This window comes from Pseudomonas sp. 10-1B, from assembly GCF_000935045.1.
In the GTDB taxonomy this organism is placed as follows: domain Bacteria; phylum Pseudomonadota; class Gammaproteobacteria; order Pseudomonadales; family Pseudomonadaceae; genus Aquipseudomonas.
Window position 1 is genome coordinate 1 of the sequence record NZ_JYKS01000044.1, and the last position, 18183, is coordinate 18183.

The window sequence follows — 18183 nt, forward strand, 5'->3', positions numbered from 1 at the left end:
GTCATCGTCAAGATTCATTTCGCAAAACCCCTATCTGCACATGCAGGTAGGGGTTTTGTCTTTGTGGCTCAAAAATACCAGGCCCTACATAAATTCCCTGGCTTCACACAAACCCCTGTAGGAGCGGCTTTAGCCGCGAACACCGGCAAAGCCGGTGCCTGCCACCGCGTCGCCTGCTTCGCGGCTAAAGCCGCTCCCACAGGGGCCGCGCCAGCTTCTGGAAACATTCAAAAGCAATCATGAAATGTGCGTCATTTATGCCTGACGAATCGCAGCGCAATGCTACGCTCGCGGAAATACTCAGCACGGATACCCACCATGGAAATGAACTGGCACCAGGCCCTGCAAGAGAGCCTGAGCTGGCTGGCAATCGCCTCGTTCATCACCCTTGTCTGCTTCACTGCAGCCGCCACACTGGCCGTACGTTATACGCGCTGGGGCAGCCAGTTCTGGCAGCTTGTCGGGCCCTATTTCAGCTTCAGGCGCAGTTGGCGGCCATTGCTGGTATTCGCGCTGCTGCTGGTACTGACGTTGTTCTCGGTACGCCTGAACGTGTTGTTCTCGTTCTGGTACAACGGCTTCTACAGCGCGTTGCAGGGCCTTGACCAAGCCGCTTTCTGGTACCTGCTTGGGGTTTTCGCAGTATTGGCCAGCATCCACGTGCTGCGCTCGCTGTTCACCTTCTATGTGAGCCAGGCATTCAGCATTCATTGGCGAGTCTGGCTTACCGAGCGCCTGACCCACGACTGGATGCGCGGCGATGCCTACTACCGTGGTCAGTTCCTCGCCGAGCCGGTGGACAACCCCGACCAGCGTATCGAACTGGACGTGAACGCCTTCGTCAGCAACTCGGTGACCCTGGCCTTGGGTGCGGTCAGTGCGCTAGTGTCGTTGGTGGCGTTCACCGGGATCCTCTGGGGGTTGTCGGCGCCGCTGACGGTCGTGGGCGTGGAGATCCCCCGGGCGATGGTGTTTGCCGTGTATCTGTATGTCATCGTCGCCACCTGGATCGCCTTCCGCCTCGGGCGCCCGTTGATCCGGCTGAACTTCCTCAACGAAAAGCTCACCGCCAACTTCCGTTACGCGCTGATGCGCCTGCGCGAGAATGCCGAAAACATTGCCTTCTACCAAGGCGCCCAGGTCGAGCGGAGCACCTTGCTGAGCCGCTTTGGCGCCTTGATCATGAATGTCTGGGCGCTGGTTTTCCGGAACCTCAAGTTCAGTGGCTTCAACCTGGGCGTCAGCCAAGTTGCCGTGGTGTTCCCGTTCATTCTCCAGGCGCCGCGGTTCTTCAGTGGGGCGATCAAGCTGGGCGATGTCATGCAGACTTCTCAGGCCTTTGGCCAGGTCCAGGATTCGTTGTCGTTCTTCCGTGAATCCTATGATGCGTTCGCCCAATACCGGGCCACTCTGGACCGCCTTACCGGCTTCCTCGATGCCAATGAGCAGGCGAGTGCCTTGCCGCGTGTCGTTACCGAGGACCAGGCGCATGCTTTGGATATCACCCAACTGCAGGTGCTACGCCCGGACGGGCATCCCCTTATCGCCGACCTGGACCTGAGCCTGCATGCTGGTCAGGCGCTGTTGATCAAGGGCCCGTCGGGCAGTGGCAAGACCACACTGTTGCGAGCGCTGGCGGGCCTCTGGCCGTACGCGGCAGGTGAAGTCAGGCGGCCCATGGGCCATCAGGCGCTGTTCCTGTCGCAGCGCCCCTACCTGCCGCTGGGTGACTTGCGTACCGTCATCGCCTACCCGGCGGCCAGCAAGCCCGAAGACGAAGCACTGATGCAGCAGGCCTTGCGCCAGGTCAATCTGGCCCACCTGGCCGAGCGGCTGGATGTCAGTTGCGATTGGTCACACATTCTCTCGGTCGGCGAACAGCAGCGCTTGGCGTTCGCCCGGGTGCTGTTCAACCGACCTCAGGTGGTGTTCCTCGACGAGTCTACCTCGGCCATGGATGAAGGGCTCGAGCATACCCTGTATTCGCTGTTGCGCACGGAAATGCCAGGGGCGTTGCTGGTCAGTGTCGGGCACCGCAGTACGCTGGCGGGCTTCCATACCCATCGGTTGGAAGTGGATGGGCATGGGGGTTGGTCATTGCTCGAGCAGCAGCCAGTGCTGGCCTAGTTCGGTTGGCCGCCGATCGGGCCTGATCTGCGCCATGCGACTCCGATCAGGGTGCCAGTGGCACACGCTGCGCCAACCAGGAACGTTGCCTGAAAGCCGACCCCGTCCCACAACAGGCCGGCCATCACGCTGGCCACCAGCAGTGCTACCCCGGTCAGCAGGTTGAACAGGCCGAAGGCTGTACCACGCAGGTTGATGGGGGCGCTGTCGGCGATCATTGCAGCGAAGATACCCTGGCTGAAGCCCAGGTGCAGGCCCCAGGCAGCAACCCCCAGGGCCAGCCCGGCCCACCCCGGCAGCAGAGCCAGCAGCAGGTCGGCGGCGATCAGCAGCCCCAGCCCCGCCATCAGTACACCACGGCGGCCGACGCGGTCCGACAGCACCCCGGCGGGGTAGGCCGATAGCGAATAGGCCAGCGCCATCAGCACCAGCACCGCCGGTGCCCACAACGGCGCCATGCCCATGTCCTGCGCACGCAGCAGCAGGAACGCCTCGCTGAAACGGGCGAGGGTGAACAGCGTAGCCAGGCCGATCAGTTGCCAGTAGGCCGGGCCCAGGCGCACCAGCTCGCACAGTGCCAGCGGTGAGCGTACTGACCGGGTCGCGGCGGGGGCTTCAGGTTCGCGGACGAAGGCGATGAGGATGTACACCGCCATAAACGCCGGGATCACCGCCACCCAGAACACGGTCTGGAAATGGCTCGCAGTGAGCCACATCAGCACGATTGCTAGCAACGGCCCGAGGAAGGCGCCCACGGTGTCCAGTGCCTGGCGCAAGCCGAAGGCCGCACCGCGCAACGCAGCGGGCGTGATATCGGCCACCAACGCATCGCGTGGCGCGCCACGAATGCCTTTGCCGAGCCGGTCGACGAAGCGGGCTGCAGTCAGCCATTCCAGCCCGGAGGCCAGGGGGAACACCGGCTTGGTCAGCGCACCCAGGGCATAACCCAGCACCGTGAGCAGCTTGCGTTTGCCCAACCGATCGCTGAGGGCGCCGGAGAACATCTTGGTGATCGATGCGGTTGCCTCGGCGATGCCTTCGATAACGCCCACTGCCACTACCGAGGTGCCGAGCACGGTGACCATGTACAGCGGCAGCAGCGCGTGGATCATCTCCGAGGAAATGTCCATGAACATCGACACGAAGCCCAGTGCCCAGACGCTGCGAGGCATCTTCGGCAGGGTGCTGGTGGCGCTCGCAGGGGTACTTTCTTCATTGCTGCGCATCAGGAGGGCTCGGCAGAGTCGCTACGTTCGAACTTTAGGAGCCAGCACGCAGGATGCAAGTGAAGCTTGCCAGCACCCGCGCTCAGCAAAGTTCCGTTACAAACATGTAAATTTCGTAAATAAGATTTAAACTCATTTGAGAATCCCTATATTTACCATCCCTGTTGGCCACCAAACTGTGTTTGCGAGGCCGGTGGGCGAGGGCTCCCGGTTCCAACAGGAGGGTGCCGTTTCGCTCATAATCGCAGGAGATGTACCCATGCAGTGCAGAACTTCACCCAACAGCCTGGCCCTGGCGTTCGTTGCGCTGGCGTCGCCGGCCATGATGGCCACTGCGGCCCAGGCCGAAGAACAGCGTACGGGTGAGGTGCTGGAACTGCCGGTCGCCGACAATGCGCTGGTGATCCAGGACACCCTGGTCACTGCCGAGCGCGAGGCCCGCCAGGCCCTGGGCTCATCGATCATCACCGCCGAAGACATCAAGCGCCACCCGCCAACCAATGACCTGTCCGACATCATTCGTCGCGAGCCCGGGGTCAACCTGACTGGCAACAGCGCCAGCGGCGCACGTGGCAACAACCGCCAGATCGACCTGCGTGGCATGGGCCCGGAAAACACCCTGATCCTCATCGACGGCAAGCCTTCCAGCGCCCGCAACGCTGTGCGCTATGGCTGGAACGGCGACCGCGATACCCGCGGTGAAACCAACTGGGTGCCGGCCGAAGCGGTCGAGCGCATCGAAATCCTGCGCGGCCCGGCGGCCGCCCGCTACGGCTCCGGCGCCATGGGCGGGGTAGTCAACATCATCACCAAGCGCCCCACCGAAGCGCTCAAGGGTAGTGTCAGCTTGTACACGCAGTTGCCCGAAGACAGCGCCGAGGGCGCCAGCCGCCGCGCCAACTTCAACCTGGGCGGTGGGCTTACCGATAACCTGGGCTTCCGATTGTACGGCGGGCTGGCCAAAACCGACGCCGACGACCAGGACATCAACGCCGGGCATGCCAACAGCGCGTTGTCGGCCGGTCGTGAAGGCGTGCGCAACAAGGACATCAATGGCCTGTTGAGCTGGAAGCTGAACGACGAACACCGCATCGAAGCCAGTGCCGGCTACAGCCGCCAAGGCAACATCTATGCCGGCGACACCATGAACAGCAACGGTGGCGGCAACATCGACCTGATCTCCAGCCTGTACGGCCACGAGACCAACGTGATGCAGCGCAGCACCTACGACCTGACCCACCTGGGCGATTTTACCTGGGGTACCAGCAAAACCACCCTGGCCTACGAATACGTACGCAACTGGCGCCTCAATGAAGGTCTGGCCGGTGGCCCTGAGGGCGCCATCAATGGTTCCGGCGCGGCGATGTCGCGGCTGCGCAACACCCGCCTGAGCAGCGAGGTCAACTTGCCCTTCGCCATGGGTAGCACCGAGCATGTGCTGACCCTGGGTGGCGAATACCTGTACGAGTCGCTGAACGACCAAGGCTCGTTCCGCCCACAGAGCTTCGACCCGAGCGGCAATGACGTGATCAGTGGTTTCGACCGCAGCGAATCGAAGATGACCGCCAAGAGCTACGCGCTGTTCGTCGAGGACAACATCGTCATTGGCGACACCACGGTGACCCCAGGTTTGCGCTTCGACCACCACGAGTCCTTCGGCGACAACTTCAGCCCAAGCCTGAACCTGTCGCACAAACTGACCGAAGCGCTTTCGGTAAAAGGCGGCATTGCGCGCGCCTACAAGACCCCGAACCTGTACCAGTCCAACCCCAACTACCTGCTTTACAGCCGCGGCAACGGCTGCAGCGTACAGCAGACCAACAACGGCGGCTGCTACCTGCAAGGCAACGCCGACCTCAAGCCCGAGATCAGCGTTAACAAGGAAATCGGGCTGCTGTACGACCGCGACACCTGGCGCACCAGTGCCACTTACTTCCGCAACGACTACAAGAACAAGATCATCGGTGATACCGATGTGCTTTACACCATCGGCACCGGCAGCCGTGTGACCCAGTGGGATAACGCCGGCAAGGCGCGGGTGGAAGGTATCGAAGGCAACTTCTTCATCGAGCTCACGCCGACCCTGGACTGGAACACCAACCTGACCTGGATGCTCGACAACGACAACCGCGAGACCGGCGAGCCGCTGTCGGTGATCCCAGAATACACCGTCAACACCACCCTCGACTGGCGCGCCACCGACAAGCTGTCGTTCCAGGTGGCAGGTACCTACTTCGGCAAGCAGAAGTCGCCGACCTACAACTACCGCACCCAGCAGGATTACGACAAGGCTGCGCAGCAGGACGTCGAGGCCTATGGCCTGGTGGACGTGAGCGCCGGATACAAGTTCAACGCCAACTACGACGTGCGGGTGGGGGTGAACAACCTGTTCGACAAGCAGATCCTGCGTGGCGGCAACGCCAGCAGCTCGGGCGCCAATACCTATAACCAACCGGGCAGGGCGGTGTTCGCTGCGCTGAATATCAACTTCTGATCCAAAGGGCCGTTGTGCGGCCCATTCGCGGGTAAACCCGCTCCCACAGAGATGGCATCGCCCATGAGGGCAATGCGGTATCTGTGGGAGCGGGTTTACCCGCGAATGGGCGTACACATTTTTCAAGGAAGCCAAATGTCTACATCCCCCGCCTGGTTGCAGATTGTCTCCCGTAGCTGCGCCGCACTACTCGGCGGCTATGCCCTCAGCTACGCCGCCAGCGCCTGCCTGGCCCGCATCCTGCCGCTGGCCGCCACCGATGCGGTCATCGTCGCGACCCTGCCGGCTTTTCTCTTCTACACCGCCGCCATCCTCTGGGCCTTCGCCAGCCGTGATGCCTTGCGCGCCTGGGCGCCGCTGGCGCTGGCCGTGCCCCTGATGTTGATCGGCTTCTGGCCGCAGGCGCTGGAGTGGTTGGCATGAAGAATACCTTCACCCAATCGATGGCCTGGCTGCATACCTGGGCCGGGTTGATCTTCGGCTGGCTGCTGTTCGCCATCTTCGTCACCGGCACCCTGGCGGTGTTCGACAAGGAACTCAACCACTGGATGCAGCCGGAAATCCCGGCCACCCAAGTGTCCCAGGCCGATGCCGCCCAGCGTGCCATCGCTTACCTGCAAGTCCATGAACCGCAGGCTGGCAACTGGGGCATCAGCCTGCCGAGCGAGCGCTCCCCCGGGCTGCGCGTGTCCACCGGCGAACGGCGCCATGGCGGTGGCGTACAGCTCGACCCGCGCACCGGCGAGGCCATCGAGGTGCGCGACAGTGTCGGTGGCAACTTCTTCTTCCGCTTCCACTTCACCCTCGACCTGCCACGCAACTGGGGCATTTTCGTGGTCGGCGCGCTGGCGCTGGTGATGCTGGCGGCGCTGGTCACCGGTATTGTCATCCACAAGAAGATCTTCAAGGAGTTCTTCACCTTCCGGCCGAACAAGGGCCAGCGCTCGTGGCTGGACTTCCACAATGCCAGCGCGGTGCTGTTGCTGCCGTTTCACCTGATGATCACCTACACCGGGTTGGTGATCTTCATGCTCATCTATATCCCCGCAGGGGTCGATGCGCTGTTCGCTGGCGACAACCGCGCCTACTTCCAGGCCCAGGGCAACGCCCGCCTGGAGCAGCCCCGCGGCCTGGCCAGGCAGCCGGCGGCGCTGGTCGATGTGGCACCGCTGCTGGCCCAGGCCGAAGCGCGGCTGGGGCCGCTGGGTGGCTTGAACATCCGCAACCCCAATACGGCGGCGGCGCGTATCGAAACCCGCCCCGAACTGGGCAACCGCATCGCCCTGGCCAAGGGCCAGGCCATGGTCTTCGATGGTGTCAGCGGGCAGTTGCTCAGCGACGTGCCCGAATGGCGTGCGGCGCCTTTGACCCAGCGGGTCATGGTTGGTCTGCACTTCGCCCAGTTCGGTGGTTACCCGATGCGCTGGCTGTATTTCATCTGCGGGCTGGTCAGTTGCCTGATGATCGCCAGCGGGCTGGTGCTGTTCTGCGTGAAGCGCGGGCGCAAGTATGCCAGTGCCAGCGCCGATGCCTCGGCGCGGCGTTGGTACCGGGTGGCCGAGGTGTGCAACGTGGGCTTCATCAGTGGTTTGTTGCTGGCGTGCGTGGGGCTGTTGTGGGCCAGCCGCTTGTTGCCGGTGGAGCTGCTGCAGCGGGAGAGTTGGGAAGTGCGCGCGTTCTTCGGCGTGTGGCTGCTGGCGCTGTTGCATGCCAGTGTCAGACCGGCACGCCGGGCGTGGGTCGAGCAACTGCTGTTGACGGCATTGCTATGCGTCGGCCTGGGTGCGTTTGGCGGCCTTGAAGACGTGATGCGCCTCGGTGTAGTGGCCTGTGCTCTGGTATTGGGTGTGTTGCTTGGGCTGGTGGCCTGGCGGGTACGGCAGGCGCAGCCGGTGCAGCGGAAGGGCCGGGCGGAGCGGCGTATGGAGGTCGGGGCATGATGATATGGATCACAGGCGGCGTGTTGTTCGCCTATGCCGGTATGCTCGGGCTGTGCCAAGGGCTGGAGCGGCATTACAAGCAGGTGTGGAACCGCACCTGCCCACGCGCGCTGCGCGTCACCTTGCGCGGTGCCGGGTGGCTGGCGTTGCTGGCCAGCCTGGTGCTGTGCGCTCAGGCCTGGGGTTGGGCCATGGGGCCGGTGGCCTGGTTCGGTGCGCTGTCGCTGGCGGGGATGCTGCTGGTGATGCTGTTGCCGTATTGGCCGCGGCTGGCGGTGGGATTGATAGGGGCGCTGCCAGTATGGGGCTTGGTTCAGCTGGTTACCTATCTCTGAGCCTGGCGTGCGCTGTGTGTAGGGGCGGCCTGGTGTCGCGATCGGGCCGCTTTGCGCCCAGGTCGCGGCACCAGGCCGCTTACAGTATGCGTGGTCCTGTTTAGCCAGCTACCTTGGCAAACGCCGCCCGAAAGCGCTGCATGTCCCGCTCATCGCCCACACTCACCCGCACCCAGTTCGGCCAGCTCGGCCAGATCCTGCCCACCAGCACACCGTGCTCCGCCAGGCGCTCGATCACCGGCTGCCCAGGCCCGCGCATATCGATCATGAAACAGTTGGTCTGCGACGCCGTACAGCGCCAACCGCGTTCGGCTAGCCAGGCGATGGTCTGGTCGCGCAAGCGGGCGTTGACGGCCTTGCGCTGTGGGACTAGCTGGCGGTCCTGCAAACTGGCCAGGCCAGCCAGCAAGGTGGGGGCCGCGGCGACGTTCTGGCCGTCGAACGCCTCCAGCCGCTTCAGCAACGGAGCCTGGCCAATCGCCAGGCCCAGGCGCGCGCCCGCCATGCCGTACAGCTTGGAAAAGGTCTGCAATACCAGCAGCTCCGGGTGGTCCTTGACCAGATCGATACAACTCTGGGCATCGCTGAAATGAATGTAGGCCTCGTCCACCAGCACCACGCTACCCGCCGGCTTGCGCGCCAGCAGCCGTTCGATGTCCTGGCGCGGGGTGACGGTGCCGGTGGGGTTGTTTGGGTTGCACAGGTAGATCAACCCTGCTGCAGGGTCGGCCGCCAGCATGGCGTCGACATCATGGGCGAACCGTGCGTCGAGGGCGATGCTGTGCACCTGGGTGCCACGCCCGGCAGCGGCTTCGGCTGGTGCCTCGTAGGACGGTTCTGGCACCACCAGGCTGCGTGGCCCGGTGAAAGCCATCACCGCATGCTGCAACGCCAGTTTCGAGCCGCAGAACACCTGTACCTGATCCGACGTCAGGCCCTGCTCGGCGGCGAACAGGTCGATCAACTGGTATTGCGCATCGTAGGGGTAGCGCCCACACAGGCCGATCCCTTCGCGCATTGCCTCGCGCGCCGCCGGGCTCGGGCCCCAGGGGCTTTCGTTGTAGTTGATGCGTGCCGGGCCGGTATCGGTGGCCGGAGAGGGGGCAGCGTTGGCCCAGTTGATCTGCCCGAGCAGCGGCAAGGCCATGCCCAGGCCCACCAGCGAGCGACGTGTTATTTCGGTCATGCGGCGACGTCCCTTTTGTCATTGGTCACTTCAGGGACGAAACGTGGCCACAGCAATTAATGATGGCAAATAGCTGCTGGGGCGGTCGGTAATCGACATTGTTGCAGCCAAAAGCTTTGCGGCATGCTAAACCATGCGCCCCAGCCTGCCACGAGAAACGCCTGGTGAAAGCCATCCGCCTGACCTTGATCTGCCATGCCCTGACCCAGGCCCAGAAGACCGGGCGCCTGCACTGCGCCGATGACGGTATCCTGCCACTGGCGCAACCGCCTGCAGCCACCCTGCCAGGCGGGCAACTGCTGACTGCGCCAGAGCGGCGCGCCTGTGAGACGGCGGCGTGGTTGTCGGGGACGGTGCAGGTCGAGCCGGCGTTGGCCGATTGCGACCTGGGGCGTTGGCAAGGGCTGACGTTGAAGCAATTGCAGGCCGAACAACCACAGGCGCTGGCCGAATGGCTGCAGGACCCGGCCAGTGCTGTGCATGGTGGTGAGTCGTTCGCCGCACTGTGCCAGCGCCTGGCCGCCTGGCTGGCTGCCTTCGACAGGCCGGGTGAATGGCTGGCGGTCACCCACCCGATGGTCATGCGCGCCGTGCTGGTGCAGGTGCTGGGGTGCCCGATGAGTGCCAGCCAGCGTATCGATGTGTTGCCGTTATCGCGCCTTGAGTTGAGCTTTACCGGGCAATGGCGCCTGCGTCTGGGGTGAGGGTCAGAACGCCAACTTGTAGCCGATCATCAACAGCATCGCCGCCAGGCATGGGCGTAGCACGTGGTCGGAAATTCGCCCGGTGAGATGGCTGCCCAGGTAGATGCCCGGCAGCGAGCCCAGCAGCAGGTAGCCCAGCAGCGACCAGTCCATGTTGCCCATGCCCGCGTGGCCCAGGCCCGCCACCAGGGTCAGTGGCACGGCGTGGGCGATTTCGGTGCCGACCAGGCGGCGGGTGACCAGGAACGGGTACAGCAGGAACAACGCCACGGTGCCCAGCGCGCCAGCACCGATGGAGGTGAGGGTGACCATCACCCCCAGCACCACGCCGGTGAGCACGGTGAGGACGTTCAGGCTGCGGTCGCTGAGGTGGTAGTGGTCACCGGCATGGCGGTTGGCGAAGGCTTGCAGGCGCGATTTGAACAGGATCGCCAGCGCGGTCAGGATCAGCACCACCGCCAGGCCTTGCTTGATGATGGCGTTGAGTGCCGAGGTGTCGGTGTGCAAGGTGCTGAGGAACCACAGGGTCAGTGCCGCCGCGGGTACGCTGCCCAGGCTCAGCAGGCCGGTGATCTTCCAGTCGATGTTCTTGTTGCGGGCATGCACCCAGACGCCACTGGCCTTGGTGATGGCGGCATACAGCAGATCGGTGCCGACGGCTGTTGCCGGGTTGACGCCAAACCACAACAGGATCGGGGTCATCAGCGAACCGCCACCGACGCCGGTCATGCCGACGATGAAACCCACGACCAGTCCCGCAATGGTGAAACCGAAAGAACCTACATCCATACGCTACTCGACTGCCCAACTTTGCCCGTTATCGGATGCCAGCCAGCATATAGATTTTTTTATAGCCAAATAGACTTGTTCGTTATTAGGTTATAACTGCTCGACCCTGCATTCAGCGATCGGTCATCACCACCATCACATGCGCATCGCCGCCGTCGTCACTTTCCGACAGGTAGATGTGCCCCACCTGGCTGTCGAAATACGCGGTCTCCTGTGGCCCGATGCTTACCGCTTCGCCGGTTTCGAATTCGATCCGTACGCGCCCGCTGAGCACCAAGGCGAACTCTTGACCGGGGTGGCGGATAAAGTCGTCGAACTGGCCACGCTCGCGCGCAATGATGCGGGCATAGGCCGGGGTCATGCGCCGTTCGGGGAAGTCGCCGGCGATCGGGTGATAGTCATAGGTGCCGGTCGAGTAGCCTGCCGCCGCTGGCAATGAATCGACCACCACGGTCACCGGCACCGGCGTGGTGACCGTGCCGCTGGCGCGAAGCAACTGGGCAATGTCGACATTCAGCGCCCGCGCGGCGGCCGCGAGTTTCTCGTAGCTGACCGACACTTGCGCCAGCTCCATCTTCGACAAGGTGGAAACCGGCACGCCACTGGCTTCGGACAATTGCTTGAGGGTCAACTGGCGCGCCTTGCGCACTTGGCGCAGGCGCTGGCCGACTACGGCACGGTCAAGCAGGGGTAGGGCAGCGGGCATTCGGGCTCTCGGCATGCGGCGTTGGTCGGGCATCTTACCTTGGACCCTTGCGCATTTCTAAATTCTCATATATTAGAATTCTCATAAATGATAATTAGCTTGGCAGGAGCGTGCATGACCCCGACCTACGACACCCTGATCATCGGCTCTGGCATTGCCGGTGCCTCCCTGGGCTATCGCCTGGCCGGACAGCGCCGGGTGTTGCTGCTGGAGCGCGAGGCGCAGCCTGGCTACCATTCGACCGGGCGTTCGGCGGCCATGTTCATGGAGGCCTACGGCACCCCGCAAATCCAGGCGCTGACCCGCGCCAGCCGGGCCTTTTACCAAGCACCACCGCCGGGCTTCTGCGAGCATCCGCTGCTGGCACCGCGTGGTTGCCTGTATGTGGCCAACCTGGAACAGCGCGCGCTGCTCGAGCAGACCCTCGCGCAAAACCTGGCCAACGGCACCGAAGTCAGCCTGCTCGACCGCGACGCCGCCCTGGCGCTGGTGCCGAGCCTGCGTGGCGAGACCCTGGCCGGCGCGGTGCTCGAGCCGGGCGCCATGGACCTGGATGTGCATGCCCTGCACCAAGGCTTCTTGCGCGGCTATCGCGCCGCCGGCGGTGAGCTGCGTTGTAACGCCGAGCTGATCCAGGCCTGGTACCTGGATGACCTGTGGCAGGTGGAGCTCGGCGATGGCAGCCGCGTACAGGCGCGTCAACTGGTCAATGCCGCAGGCGCCTGGGCCGACCGCGTGGCCGAGCAGTGCGGCGTGGCGCGTATCGGCCTGCAGCCCTGCCGGCGTAGCGCCTTCACTTTCCCCGGCCCGGCAGACCAGGACTTCGCCCGCTGGCCTGCGGTGATAGGCGTCGACGAAAGCTTCTACTTCAAACCCGACGCCGGCCAACTGCTGGGGTCGCCGGCCAATGCCGACCCGGTCGAACCCCAGGACGCCGCGCCCGAGGAGCTCGACGTGGCCCTGGGCATCTACAACATCGAAGCCATGACCACCCTGGCGATTCGGCGCCCAAGCCACACCTGGGCCGGGCTGCGCTCGTTCGTCGCCGATGGCGACCTGGTGATCGGTTTCGATACCCACGCGCCTGCGTTCTTCTGGCTGGCGGCCCAAGGTGGCTATGGCATCCAGTCCGCCGCCGGGGCCTCACGCCTGGCCGCCGACCTGCTGCTCGGCCAACCCCTGTGCCCTAGCCTTGTCAGCCAGGGGGTGGCGCCCGAGCGCCTGTCCCCGGCCCGTTTCCAGCAACCCTGAAAGGAGTTTCCCATGAGCAATGACATCCAGCGTTTCCCCAGCAGCCTGCCGTTCCCGTTTTCCCGCGCGGTGAAGGCCGGCGGCTTTCTGTTCCTTTCTGGCCAGGTGCCGATGAGTGCCGGTGGCGAGGTGGTACGCGGTGATATCCAGACCCAGACCCGCGCCGCCTGCGAGCGCATCGGCGAAAGCCTGGCCGCCTGCGGTGCGCGTTTCGATCAGGTGGTCAAGGCCACGGTGTGGCTGTCGGACATGAGCCACTTCGCCGGCTTCAACGAGGTGTACAAGGAGTTTTTCGGCGCGGCGTTGCCGGTGCGCTCGACCGTGGCCTCGGCGTTGGCGCTGGGGGTGGATGTGGAGATTGAAGTGCAGGCGTTTGTCGGCGATTCGTGACCGAATAGAGAGCCCATGTGGGAGCGGCCTTGTGTCGCGATAGGGCCGCAGAGCGGCCCCGGCGATCTATGTCGCAATGCAGAAATCCTGGGGCCGCTCCGCGCCCCTTTCGCGACACAAGGCCGCTCCCACAAAAGCAATGCGGTGCCAGTGACACAACAACAATAAATCCAGAGGTTCACATGCAAGAGCAACTGAAGATTGCCGGCGCATTTGTCGGCGTGATCGTGGGGGCGGGATTCGCTTCGGGGCGGGAACTGTTGTTGTTCTTTGTCGATTTCGGTGTCTGGGGGCTGGTCGGCGCACTGGTCAGCGCCGCCTTGTTCACCTTCCTCGGCATGGCCCTGGCGGGGTTGGGCAACCGCCAGCGGGCCACCTCGCACAAGGATGTGATCCAGGCCATCTGTGGCCGCCACCTGGGCTTGTTCGTCGACTGGCTGATCACCTTTTTCATGTTCGCCGTGACCGTGGTCATGCTGGCCGGCGGTGGCGCGTTGCTGGAGCAGCAGTTCGGCATTCCGGCGCTGGCCGGCAGCGTGCTGGTGACGCTGCTGGTGGTAGGCATCGTGTGCCTGGACGTGCGCAAGGTGATCCTCGCCATTGGCGCCATCACGCCGCTGCTGATCCTGGTGGCCTCGGCGATTGCGTTATATGCCGTGTTCACCCGTGAGCAGAGCTTCGCCGCGCTCGATCACCTGGCCAGCCAGCAACAGGCTGGCACTCGCCACTGGCTGCTGGGCGCGTTCCTGTATGTGTCGTACAACATCGTGGCCGGTGCGCCGATCCTGGCCATTCTGGGCGGCTCGGCCAAAGGCGAGAAAGCCGCGATGTGGGGTGGCCTGCTCGGTGGTGCGGTGCTGGGTGGCCTGATGCTGGTGATGAGTGCCGGGCTGCTGTCACGCCTGGACAATGTGGCCGACCTGCCGATGCCCATGCTGTCGATTGCCAACGAAGTATCGCCACTGTTGGGGCTGGTGATGTGCCTGATCATCTTCGGCATGATCATCAACACTGCGGTGGGTACGTTGTTTTCGTTTCTTTCGCGGCTGTTGCCGGCGGGCACGGCGAAGTTCCGCTGGGGCTCGGTGGTGACCGGGGCGCTGGCGTTCATCTGCAGCCTGGTGGGGTTCATCAGCCTGGTGGGTGAGGTGTATCCGTTGTTCGGCTACCTGGGCTTCGTGCTGATGGCTGCAGTGTTACTGGCCTGGGTGCGGCGGGGCAGGGCTGCGAAAGCGGCGGTGGCATAAGGGGCTGCTGCGCAGCCCAATCGCCGGCAAGCCAGCTCCCACCTCGACCGCATAGGCCTCAAGCCCTGTGCAGTACCTGTGGGAGCCGGCTTGCCGGCGATGAGGCCAGCCCAGGCAATACAAGACAGTTGCTCCCACAGGGATATCACAGGGCTCATGGTCAGCGCTTTACCTGTGGGAGCTGGCTTGCCGGCGATTGGGCCGGTACAGGCGGCAACAGGCAGTGGCTGTTGCCGTCTATTACAGGGCTCAGATCCTGAAACTGCCCACCAGTTGCTTCAAACGCCCGGCCTGCTGGGCCAGCTGGTCGCAATGGTGCAGGGTCTGGTTGAGGTTCTCCACCCCTTGCTGGTTCAGCGCGTTGATCTGGGTGATGTCCAGGTTGAGGCTCTCGACCACGGCGGTCTGCTCTTCGGTGGCAGTGGCCACCGACTGGTTCATGCCGTCGATCTCGCCAATGCGCTGGGTCACGCTGGCCAGGCGTTCGCCGGCCTGGTTGGCCACCTGCACGGTCTGCTCGCTGGAGACCTGGCTGGTATTCATGGTGTGCACCGCTTCGCGCGAACCCACTTGCAGGCTGGTGATCATGCGGTGGATCTCTTCGGCCGATTCCTGGGTGCGGTGCGCCAGGTTGCGAACCTCATCGGCGACCACGGCAAAGCCACGGCCGGCTTCACCGGCACGGGCCGCCTCGATGGCGGCGTTCAGCGCCAGCAGGTTGGTCTGCTGCGAAATACCTTTGATCACGTCGAGGATCTTGCCGATTTCGTCGGTGCTGGCGTTGAGCGTCTCGATCTGCGCGCAGGACTCGCTGATGCGTTGAGACAGGGCGGTCATGGCGTTGATCGCCTCTTCGACCACTTCACGGCCACCGTGGGCCTGTTCGCTGGCACCGCTGGCGTGCTGCGAGGCATCGGCGGCGTTGCGGGCGATTTCCTGGGTGGCGGCGCCCAGCTGGTTGATCGCCGCGGCCACGCTATTGGTACGCATACTCTGCTCTTCAGAGCCGATGATCGACGCGTTGGACGCATTGACCACCTTCTCCGACAGGTCATGCACCAGTCGGGTGGCCGAGGACACTTCGCTGATGGAGGTATGGATGCGCTCGACGAAGCGGTTGAACGAGGTGGCCAGTTCGCCGAATTCGTCCTTGTTCTGCACGGCCAGGCGGCGGGTAAGGTCGCCTTCGCCCTCGGCGATGTCGCGCATGGCACGGCCCATGGTGGTCAGCGGGCTCATCAGTACCGGGATCAGCAGGCCGAGTACGCCGACGATGGTGGCCACTGCGATCAGCATGGCGATGATCGCCGAGGTGCGGAACTGGCTGAGGGCGGCGTAGGCCTTGCCCTTGTCGATCGACAGGCCGATGTACCACTGCGCCGAAGGCAGGCCGGCCACCGGGGCGAAGGAGATGATACGGTCCTGGCCATTGAGGGTGACATCCTGCATGCCGGCGGCGACCCGCAGGTTGCTGCCGGGGTAGATGTCCTTGAGGTTTTTCATCACCTGGTCTTTGTCGGGGCTGACGATCACCTGGCCATTGCTGTCGGCCAGGAAGGCGTGGCCGATGCCGCCGAAATCGACCGAGTTGATGATCTCGACCAGGGTGTCGAGGGTCACGTCACCGCCGACCACACCGATCAACTCGCCATTGTTCTTGCTCTTCACCGGCGTGGCGATGGTCACCATCAGGCCGCCGACAGCGCCCTGGTATGGGGCGGTCAGCACGGTTTGCCCGGCGCTGGTCGCGGCGCCGTACCACGGGCGCTGACGTGGGTCGTAACCGGCAGGCATCTGGGTGTCGGGGCGTTGGGTGAACACACCGTTGGCGTGGCCCAGGTAGGTGAAGAGGAAATTACGCGTGTAGGACGGCTGCTCGATCAGCCCGGCCAGGGTGTCGCCGGCACCTTGCTGGGCGATGTCCTGGGCCAGGTTTTCCAGGACCAGGATGCGCCCGCTCATCCAGTTCTGCACGCTGCTGGCAGTCAATGCACCGGACTGCTGCAGCGAAGCTTCGATGTTCTGGCGGATGGTGTTGCGTTGCAGGTAGTCGTTGTAGAGCGTGAACAGGGCAAAAGCCAGGACCACGACGCCGCACGCGCTGAGCAGGATCTTGTGGCGAAATTTCAGGTTCATGTTTCGAGACCTTGAGCCAATGAGGGGAGGGCGCAGCGCGCTCATGACGCATTGCGGGGCCTATCGACTTGGATATCGGCGCAAGGGCTAAAAGGTTGAAGTGCCTACAGAAATTTCTTGAGGGCGTTTCGACAGACGGCACTCACTCCTTGCACAACTGCTCGATCAACAGGCGTGCGGCCTGCCGCAGCGGTTGTTGTTTACGCCACGAAATGTGTACCGGCAACTGCAACTCGTTGCGCGTGTTGCGAAAATCCAGGCGCACCAGGCGCTTGCTGGCCAGCAGTGGCGCAACCCGCGACAGCGGCAGGTCGCCCCAGCCCAGGCCGGCTTCGACCATCTGTAGGGCAAGGTCGAAGCTGTCGGTGGACCAGTGAGTGGCACCGATCAGCGGGCGCGGGTCAGCCAGTGGCAGGTTGCGGCTGCGCACCAGGATCTGGCGCACCTGGGTCAGGTCTTCAAGGTAGTGGATACGCCCCTCGCGCAAGGCCGGGTGGGCCGGTGACAGCGTGGCCACCAGCGACTCCATGCCAATGCGCTGGAAGCCGCGGCGGGCATCGACCTGCAGGCCGGCAAAAGCCACGCAGAGGTCGGCGTGGCCGCTGTCCAGCAGGTGCAGGGCTTCTTCCTGCGGGGCGCTGTGCAGGGCAATGTCCAGCAGCGGGTGGCGTTTACCGAGACAGGCGATGGCCGCCAGCAGCGGGCGATGGTCGATGTCGGGCACCACCGCCAGGGTCAGGTTGCTCTCCAGCCCCTGGGACAGCTCCAGGGCATGCACCTGCAGCAGCCCCAGCCGTTCGGCGATCAGCCTGGCGTGGGGCTCCAGCGCCATAGCCTGGGCGCTAGGGCGAACTTCGCGCGGGCCACGTTCGAATAGGGTGTAGCCAAGCTCGGCCTCCAGGTTGCCGATGGCCATGCTCACGGCCGAAGGTACCCGCCCCAGGGCGCGCGCGGCGGCGGAAAACGATCCGCGGTCGAGCACGGCGAGAAACAGCTGAATGTTGTCGCTGGAAAAGTTCATGGCAGCCTCCTGTCAGTTGATCTGACAGCTGCTGACTTTTTATGTCAAGAACAGTGAAGCATTATGCGCGCCATCGCATTGTCATTGGAGGTAACCCCGGGTGCAGGGACTCAAACGCAAACTGGTCTACGTGACTTTCTATGAACTGATCGGGCTGTGCATGTCGACCCTTGGGCTGGCCTACCTGTCGGATACCCAGGCTTCGCATACCGGGCCCCTGGCGGTGATGATCACCACCATCGCCATGCTCTGGAACCTGGTTTACAACACCCTGTTCGAGTACTGGGAAAGCCGCCAGACCAAGCGCGGGCGCAGTGTGGCCCGGCGGGTGGCGCATGCCATTGGCTTCCAGCTGACCCTGGTGGTGTATCTGATTCCGCTGATTGCCTGGTGGCTGGACATGACATTGGTGCAGGCGTTGCTGGTGGACATGGCGTTCATCATTCTGGTGCCTTGCTACACCTTTGCCTACAACTGGGCGTTCGACCGGATCTTTGGCTTGCCCAGCTCGGCAATGGTCACCGCCTGATTGAGCCTGTACTGGCCCTATCGCCGGCAAGCCAGCTCCCACATGATCTCCACAGTTTTCAAAGGCAGTGACGTACCTGTGGGAGCCGGCTTGCCGGCGATA

General features: G+C 63.8%; 17 protein-coding genes and 1 pseudogene. 11 read left to right on the top strand and 7 right to left on the bottom strand.

Annotated features, from left to right (window positions below):
- Positions 1-243: hypothetical protein (locus TZ03_RS31580; RefSeq protein WP_236692872.1), on the top strand; the 243-nt coding region annotated here is incomplete at its 5' end.
- Between the two features lie 75 nt (positions 244-318).
- Positions 319-2127, top strand: a complete 1809-nt coding sequence (locus TZ03_RS22045; RefSeq protein WP_051100400.1) for an ABC transporter ATP-binding protein/permease — start codon at positions 319-321, stop codon at positions 2125-2127.
- Here TZ03_RS22045 and TZ03_RS22050 read toward each other — a convergent pair.
- A complete protein-coding gene (locus TZ03_RS22050; RefSeq protein WP_051100401.1) occupies positions 2124-3353 on the bottom strand; it encodes an MFS transporter in 1230 nt (409 codons plus the stop codon). The two genes, TZ03_RS22045 and TZ03_RS22050, sit on opposite strands and share 4 nt — an antisense overlap.
- Before the next feature lie 259 nt (positions 3354-3612).
- Here TZ03_RS22050 and TZ03_RS22055 point away from each other — a divergent pair, with 259 nt between their 5' ends.
- The 4 genes from TZ03_RS22055 (at position 3613) to TZ03_RS22070 (ending at position 8122) form a co-directional block, all read left to right on the top strand.
- Entirely contained in the window at positions 3613-5847 is a 2235-nt protein-coding gene (locus tag TZ03_RS22055) for a TonB-dependent siderophore receptor (RefSeq protein WP_051100402.1), read from the top strand.
- Between the two features lie 135 nt (positions 5848-5982).
- Positions 5983-6270, top strand: coding sequence for a hypothetical protein (locus TZ03_RS22060; RefSeq protein ID WP_051100403.1), 288 nt, complete (start codon positions 5983-5985; stop codon positions 6268-6270).
- Complete coding sequence (locus tag TZ03_RS22065) at positions 6267-7787, top strand: PepSY-associated TM helix domain-containing protein (protein WP_051100404.1); 1521 nt, start codon at positions 6267-6269, stop codon at positions 7785-7787. Before TZ03_RS22060 ends, TZ03_RS22065 begins: the two co-directional genes overlap by 4 nt.
- Positions 7784-8122: a DUF3325 domain-containing protein gene (locus TZ03_RS22070; protein WP_051100405.1), complete on the top strand. Its 339-nt coding sequence runs from the start codon at positions 7784-7786 to the stop codon at positions 8120-8122. Before TZ03_RS22065 ends, TZ03_RS22070 begins: the two co-directional genes overlap by 4 nt.
- Positions 8123-8222: 100 nt before the next feature.
- Here TZ03_RS22070 and TZ03_RS22075 read toward each other — a convergent pair whose 3' ends face one another.
- Entirely contained in the window at positions 8223-9308 is a 1086-nt protein-coding gene (locus TZ03_RS22075) for a pyridoxal phosphate-dependent aminotransferase (protein WP_051100406.1), read from the bottom strand.
- Positions 9309-9472: 164 nt separating this feature from the next.
- Between TZ03_RS22075 and TZ03_RS22080 the strand changes: the two genes are divergently transcribed.
- Positions 9473-10012 carry a histidine phosphatase family protein gene (locus TZ03_RS22080; RefSeq protein ID WP_051100407.1) on the top strand — a complete coding sequence of 180 codons (540 nt, stop codon included), beginning with the start codon at positions 9473-9475 and terminating at the stop codon, positions 10010-10012.
- Between the two features lie 3 nt (positions 10013-10015).
- On the opposite strand, the gene TZ03_RS22085 is transcribed toward TZ03_RS22080, so the two are convergent.
- Positions 10016-10801 (bottom strand): sulfite exporter TauE/SafE family protein, encoded by a 786-nt coding sequence (locus TZ03_RS22085; RefSeq protein ID WP_051100408.1) that lies wholly within the window; start codon positions 10799-10801, stop codon positions 10016-10018.
- Between the two features lie 112 nt (positions 10802-10913).
- On the bottom strand, positions 10914-11507 hold the full coding sequence (locus TZ03_RS22090; protein ID WP_051100409.1) for a helix-turn-helix domain-containing protein: 594 nt from the start codon (positions 11505-11507) through the stop codon (positions 10914-10916).
- 114 nt (positions 11508-11621) lie between these two features.
- Between TZ03_RS22090 and TZ03_RS22095 the strand changes: the two genes are divergently transcribed.
- The 3 genes from TZ03_RS22095 to TZ03_RS22105 all read left to right on the top strand — a co-directional run bounded on the left by TZ03_RS22095 (position 11622) and on the right by TZ03_RS22105 (position 14395).
- Positions 11622-12758, top strand: a complete 1137-nt coding sequence (locus TZ03_RS22095) for an NAD(P)/FAD-dependent oxidoreductase (protein WP_051100410.1) — start codon at positions 11622-11624, stop codon at positions 12756-12758.
- 12 nt (positions 12759-12770) lie between these two features.
- Positions 12771-13148 carry a RidA family protein gene (locus tag TZ03_RS22100; protein WP_051100411.1) on the top strand — a complete coding sequence of 126 codons (378 nt, stop codon included), beginning with the start codon at positions 12771-12773 and terminating at the stop codon, positions 13146-13148.
- Positions 13149-13330: 182 nt separating this feature from the next.
- Positions 13331-14395, top strand: a complete 1065-nt coding sequence (locus TZ03_RS22105) for a membrane protein (RefSeq protein ID WP_051100412.1) — start codon at positions 13331-13333, stop codon at positions 14393-14395.
- A gap of 249 nt (positions 14396-14644) precedes the next feature.
- Here the strand turns inward: TZ03_RS22105 and TZ03_RS32050 are convergent, their stop codons facing one another.
- From TZ03_RS32050 to TZ03_RS22115, 3 genes and pseudogenes are all read right to left on the bottom strand, one after another.
- On the bottom strand, positions 14645-15385 hold the full coding sequence (locus TZ03_RS32050) for a methyl-accepting chemotaxis protein (RefSeq protein WP_414860318.1): 741 nt from the start codon (positions 15383-15385) through the stop codon (positions 14645-14647).
- Between the two features lie 117 nt (positions 15386-15502).
- Positions 15503-16576, bottom strand: a pseudogene (mcpA, locus tag TZ03_RS32055) (methyl-accepting chemotaxis protein McpA); the annotation flags it as partial.
- A gap of 97 nt (positions 16577-16673) precedes the next feature.
- Positions 16674-17552 (bottom strand): LysR family transcriptional regulator, encoded by an 879-nt coding sequence (locus TZ03_RS22115; protein WP_051100414.1) that lies wholly within the window; start codon positions 17550-17552, stop codon positions 16674-16676.
- A 100-nt stretch (positions 17553-17652) separates the two neighbouring features.
- Here TZ03_RS22115 and TZ03_RS22120 point away from each other — a divergent pair, with 100 nt between their 5' ends.
- Positions 17653-18081 (top strand): PACE efflux transporter, encoded by a 429-nt coding sequence (locus TZ03_RS22120; protein WP_051100415.1) that lies wholly within the window; start codon positions 17653-17655, stop codon positions 18079-18081.
- Positions 18082-18183 lie beyond the last annotated feature (102 nt).

Excerpts from the sequence above, each read along its gene's own strand:
- TZ03_RS22045 (WP_051100400.1), top strand. The coding sequence starts at position 319 with ATGGAAATGAACTGGCACCAGGCCCTGCAAGAGAGCCTGAGCTGGCTG.
- TZ03_RS22050 (WP_051100401.1), bottom strand. The coding sequence starts at position 3,353 with ATGCGCAGCAATGAAGAAAGTACCCCTGCGAGCGCCACCAGCACCCTG.
- TZ03_RS22055 (WP_051100402.1), top strand. The coding sequence starts at position 3,613 with ATGCAGTGCAGAACTTCACCCAACAGCCTGGCCCTGGCGTTCGTTGCG.
- TZ03_RS22060 (WP_051100403.1), top strand. The coding sequence starts at position 5,983 with ATGTCTACATCCCCCGCCTGGTTGCAGATTGTCTCCCGTAGCTGCGCC.
- TZ03_RS22065 (WP_051100404.1), top strand. The coding sequence starts at position 6,267 with ATGAAGAATACCTTCACCCAATCGATGGCCTGGCTGCATACCTGGGCC.
- TZ03_RS22070 (WP_051100405.1), top strand. The coding sequence starts at position 7,784 with ATGATGATATGGATCACAGGCGGCGTGTTGTTCGCCTATGCCGGTATG.
- TZ03_RS22075 (WP_051100406.1), bottom strand. The coding sequence starts at position 9,308 with ATGACCGAAATAACACGTCGCTCGCTGGTGGGCCTGGGCATGGCCTTG.
- TZ03_RS22085 (WP_051100408.1), bottom strand. The coding sequence starts at position 10,801 with ATGGATGTAGGTTCTTTCGGTTTCACCATTGCGGGACTGGTCGTGGGT.
- TZ03_RS22090 (WP_051100409.1), bottom strand. The coding sequence starts at position 11,507 with ATGCCCGCTGCCCTACCCCTGCTTGACCGTGCCGTAGTCGGCCAGCGC.
- TZ03_RS22095 (WP_051100410.1), top strand. The coding sequence starts at position 11,622 with ATGACCCCGACCTACGACACCCTGATCATCGGCTCTGGCATTGCCGGT.
- TZ03_RS22100 (WP_051100411.1), top strand. The coding sequence starts at position 12,771 with ATGAGCAATGACATCCAGCGTTTCCCCAGCAGCCTGCCGTTCCCGTTT.
- TZ03_RS22105 (WP_051100412.1), top strand. The coding sequence starts at position 13,331 with ATGCAAGAGCAACTGAAGATTGCCGGCGCATTTGTCGGCGTGATCGTG.
- TZ03_RS32050 (WP_414860318.1), bottom strand. The coding sequence starts at position 15,385 with ATGCGTACCAATAGCGTGGCCGCGGCGATCAACCAGCTGGGCGCCGCC.
- TZ03_RS22115 (WP_051100414.1), bottom strand. The coding sequence starts at position 17,552 with ATGAACTTTTCCAGCGACAACATTCAGCTGTTTCTCGCCGTGCTCGAC.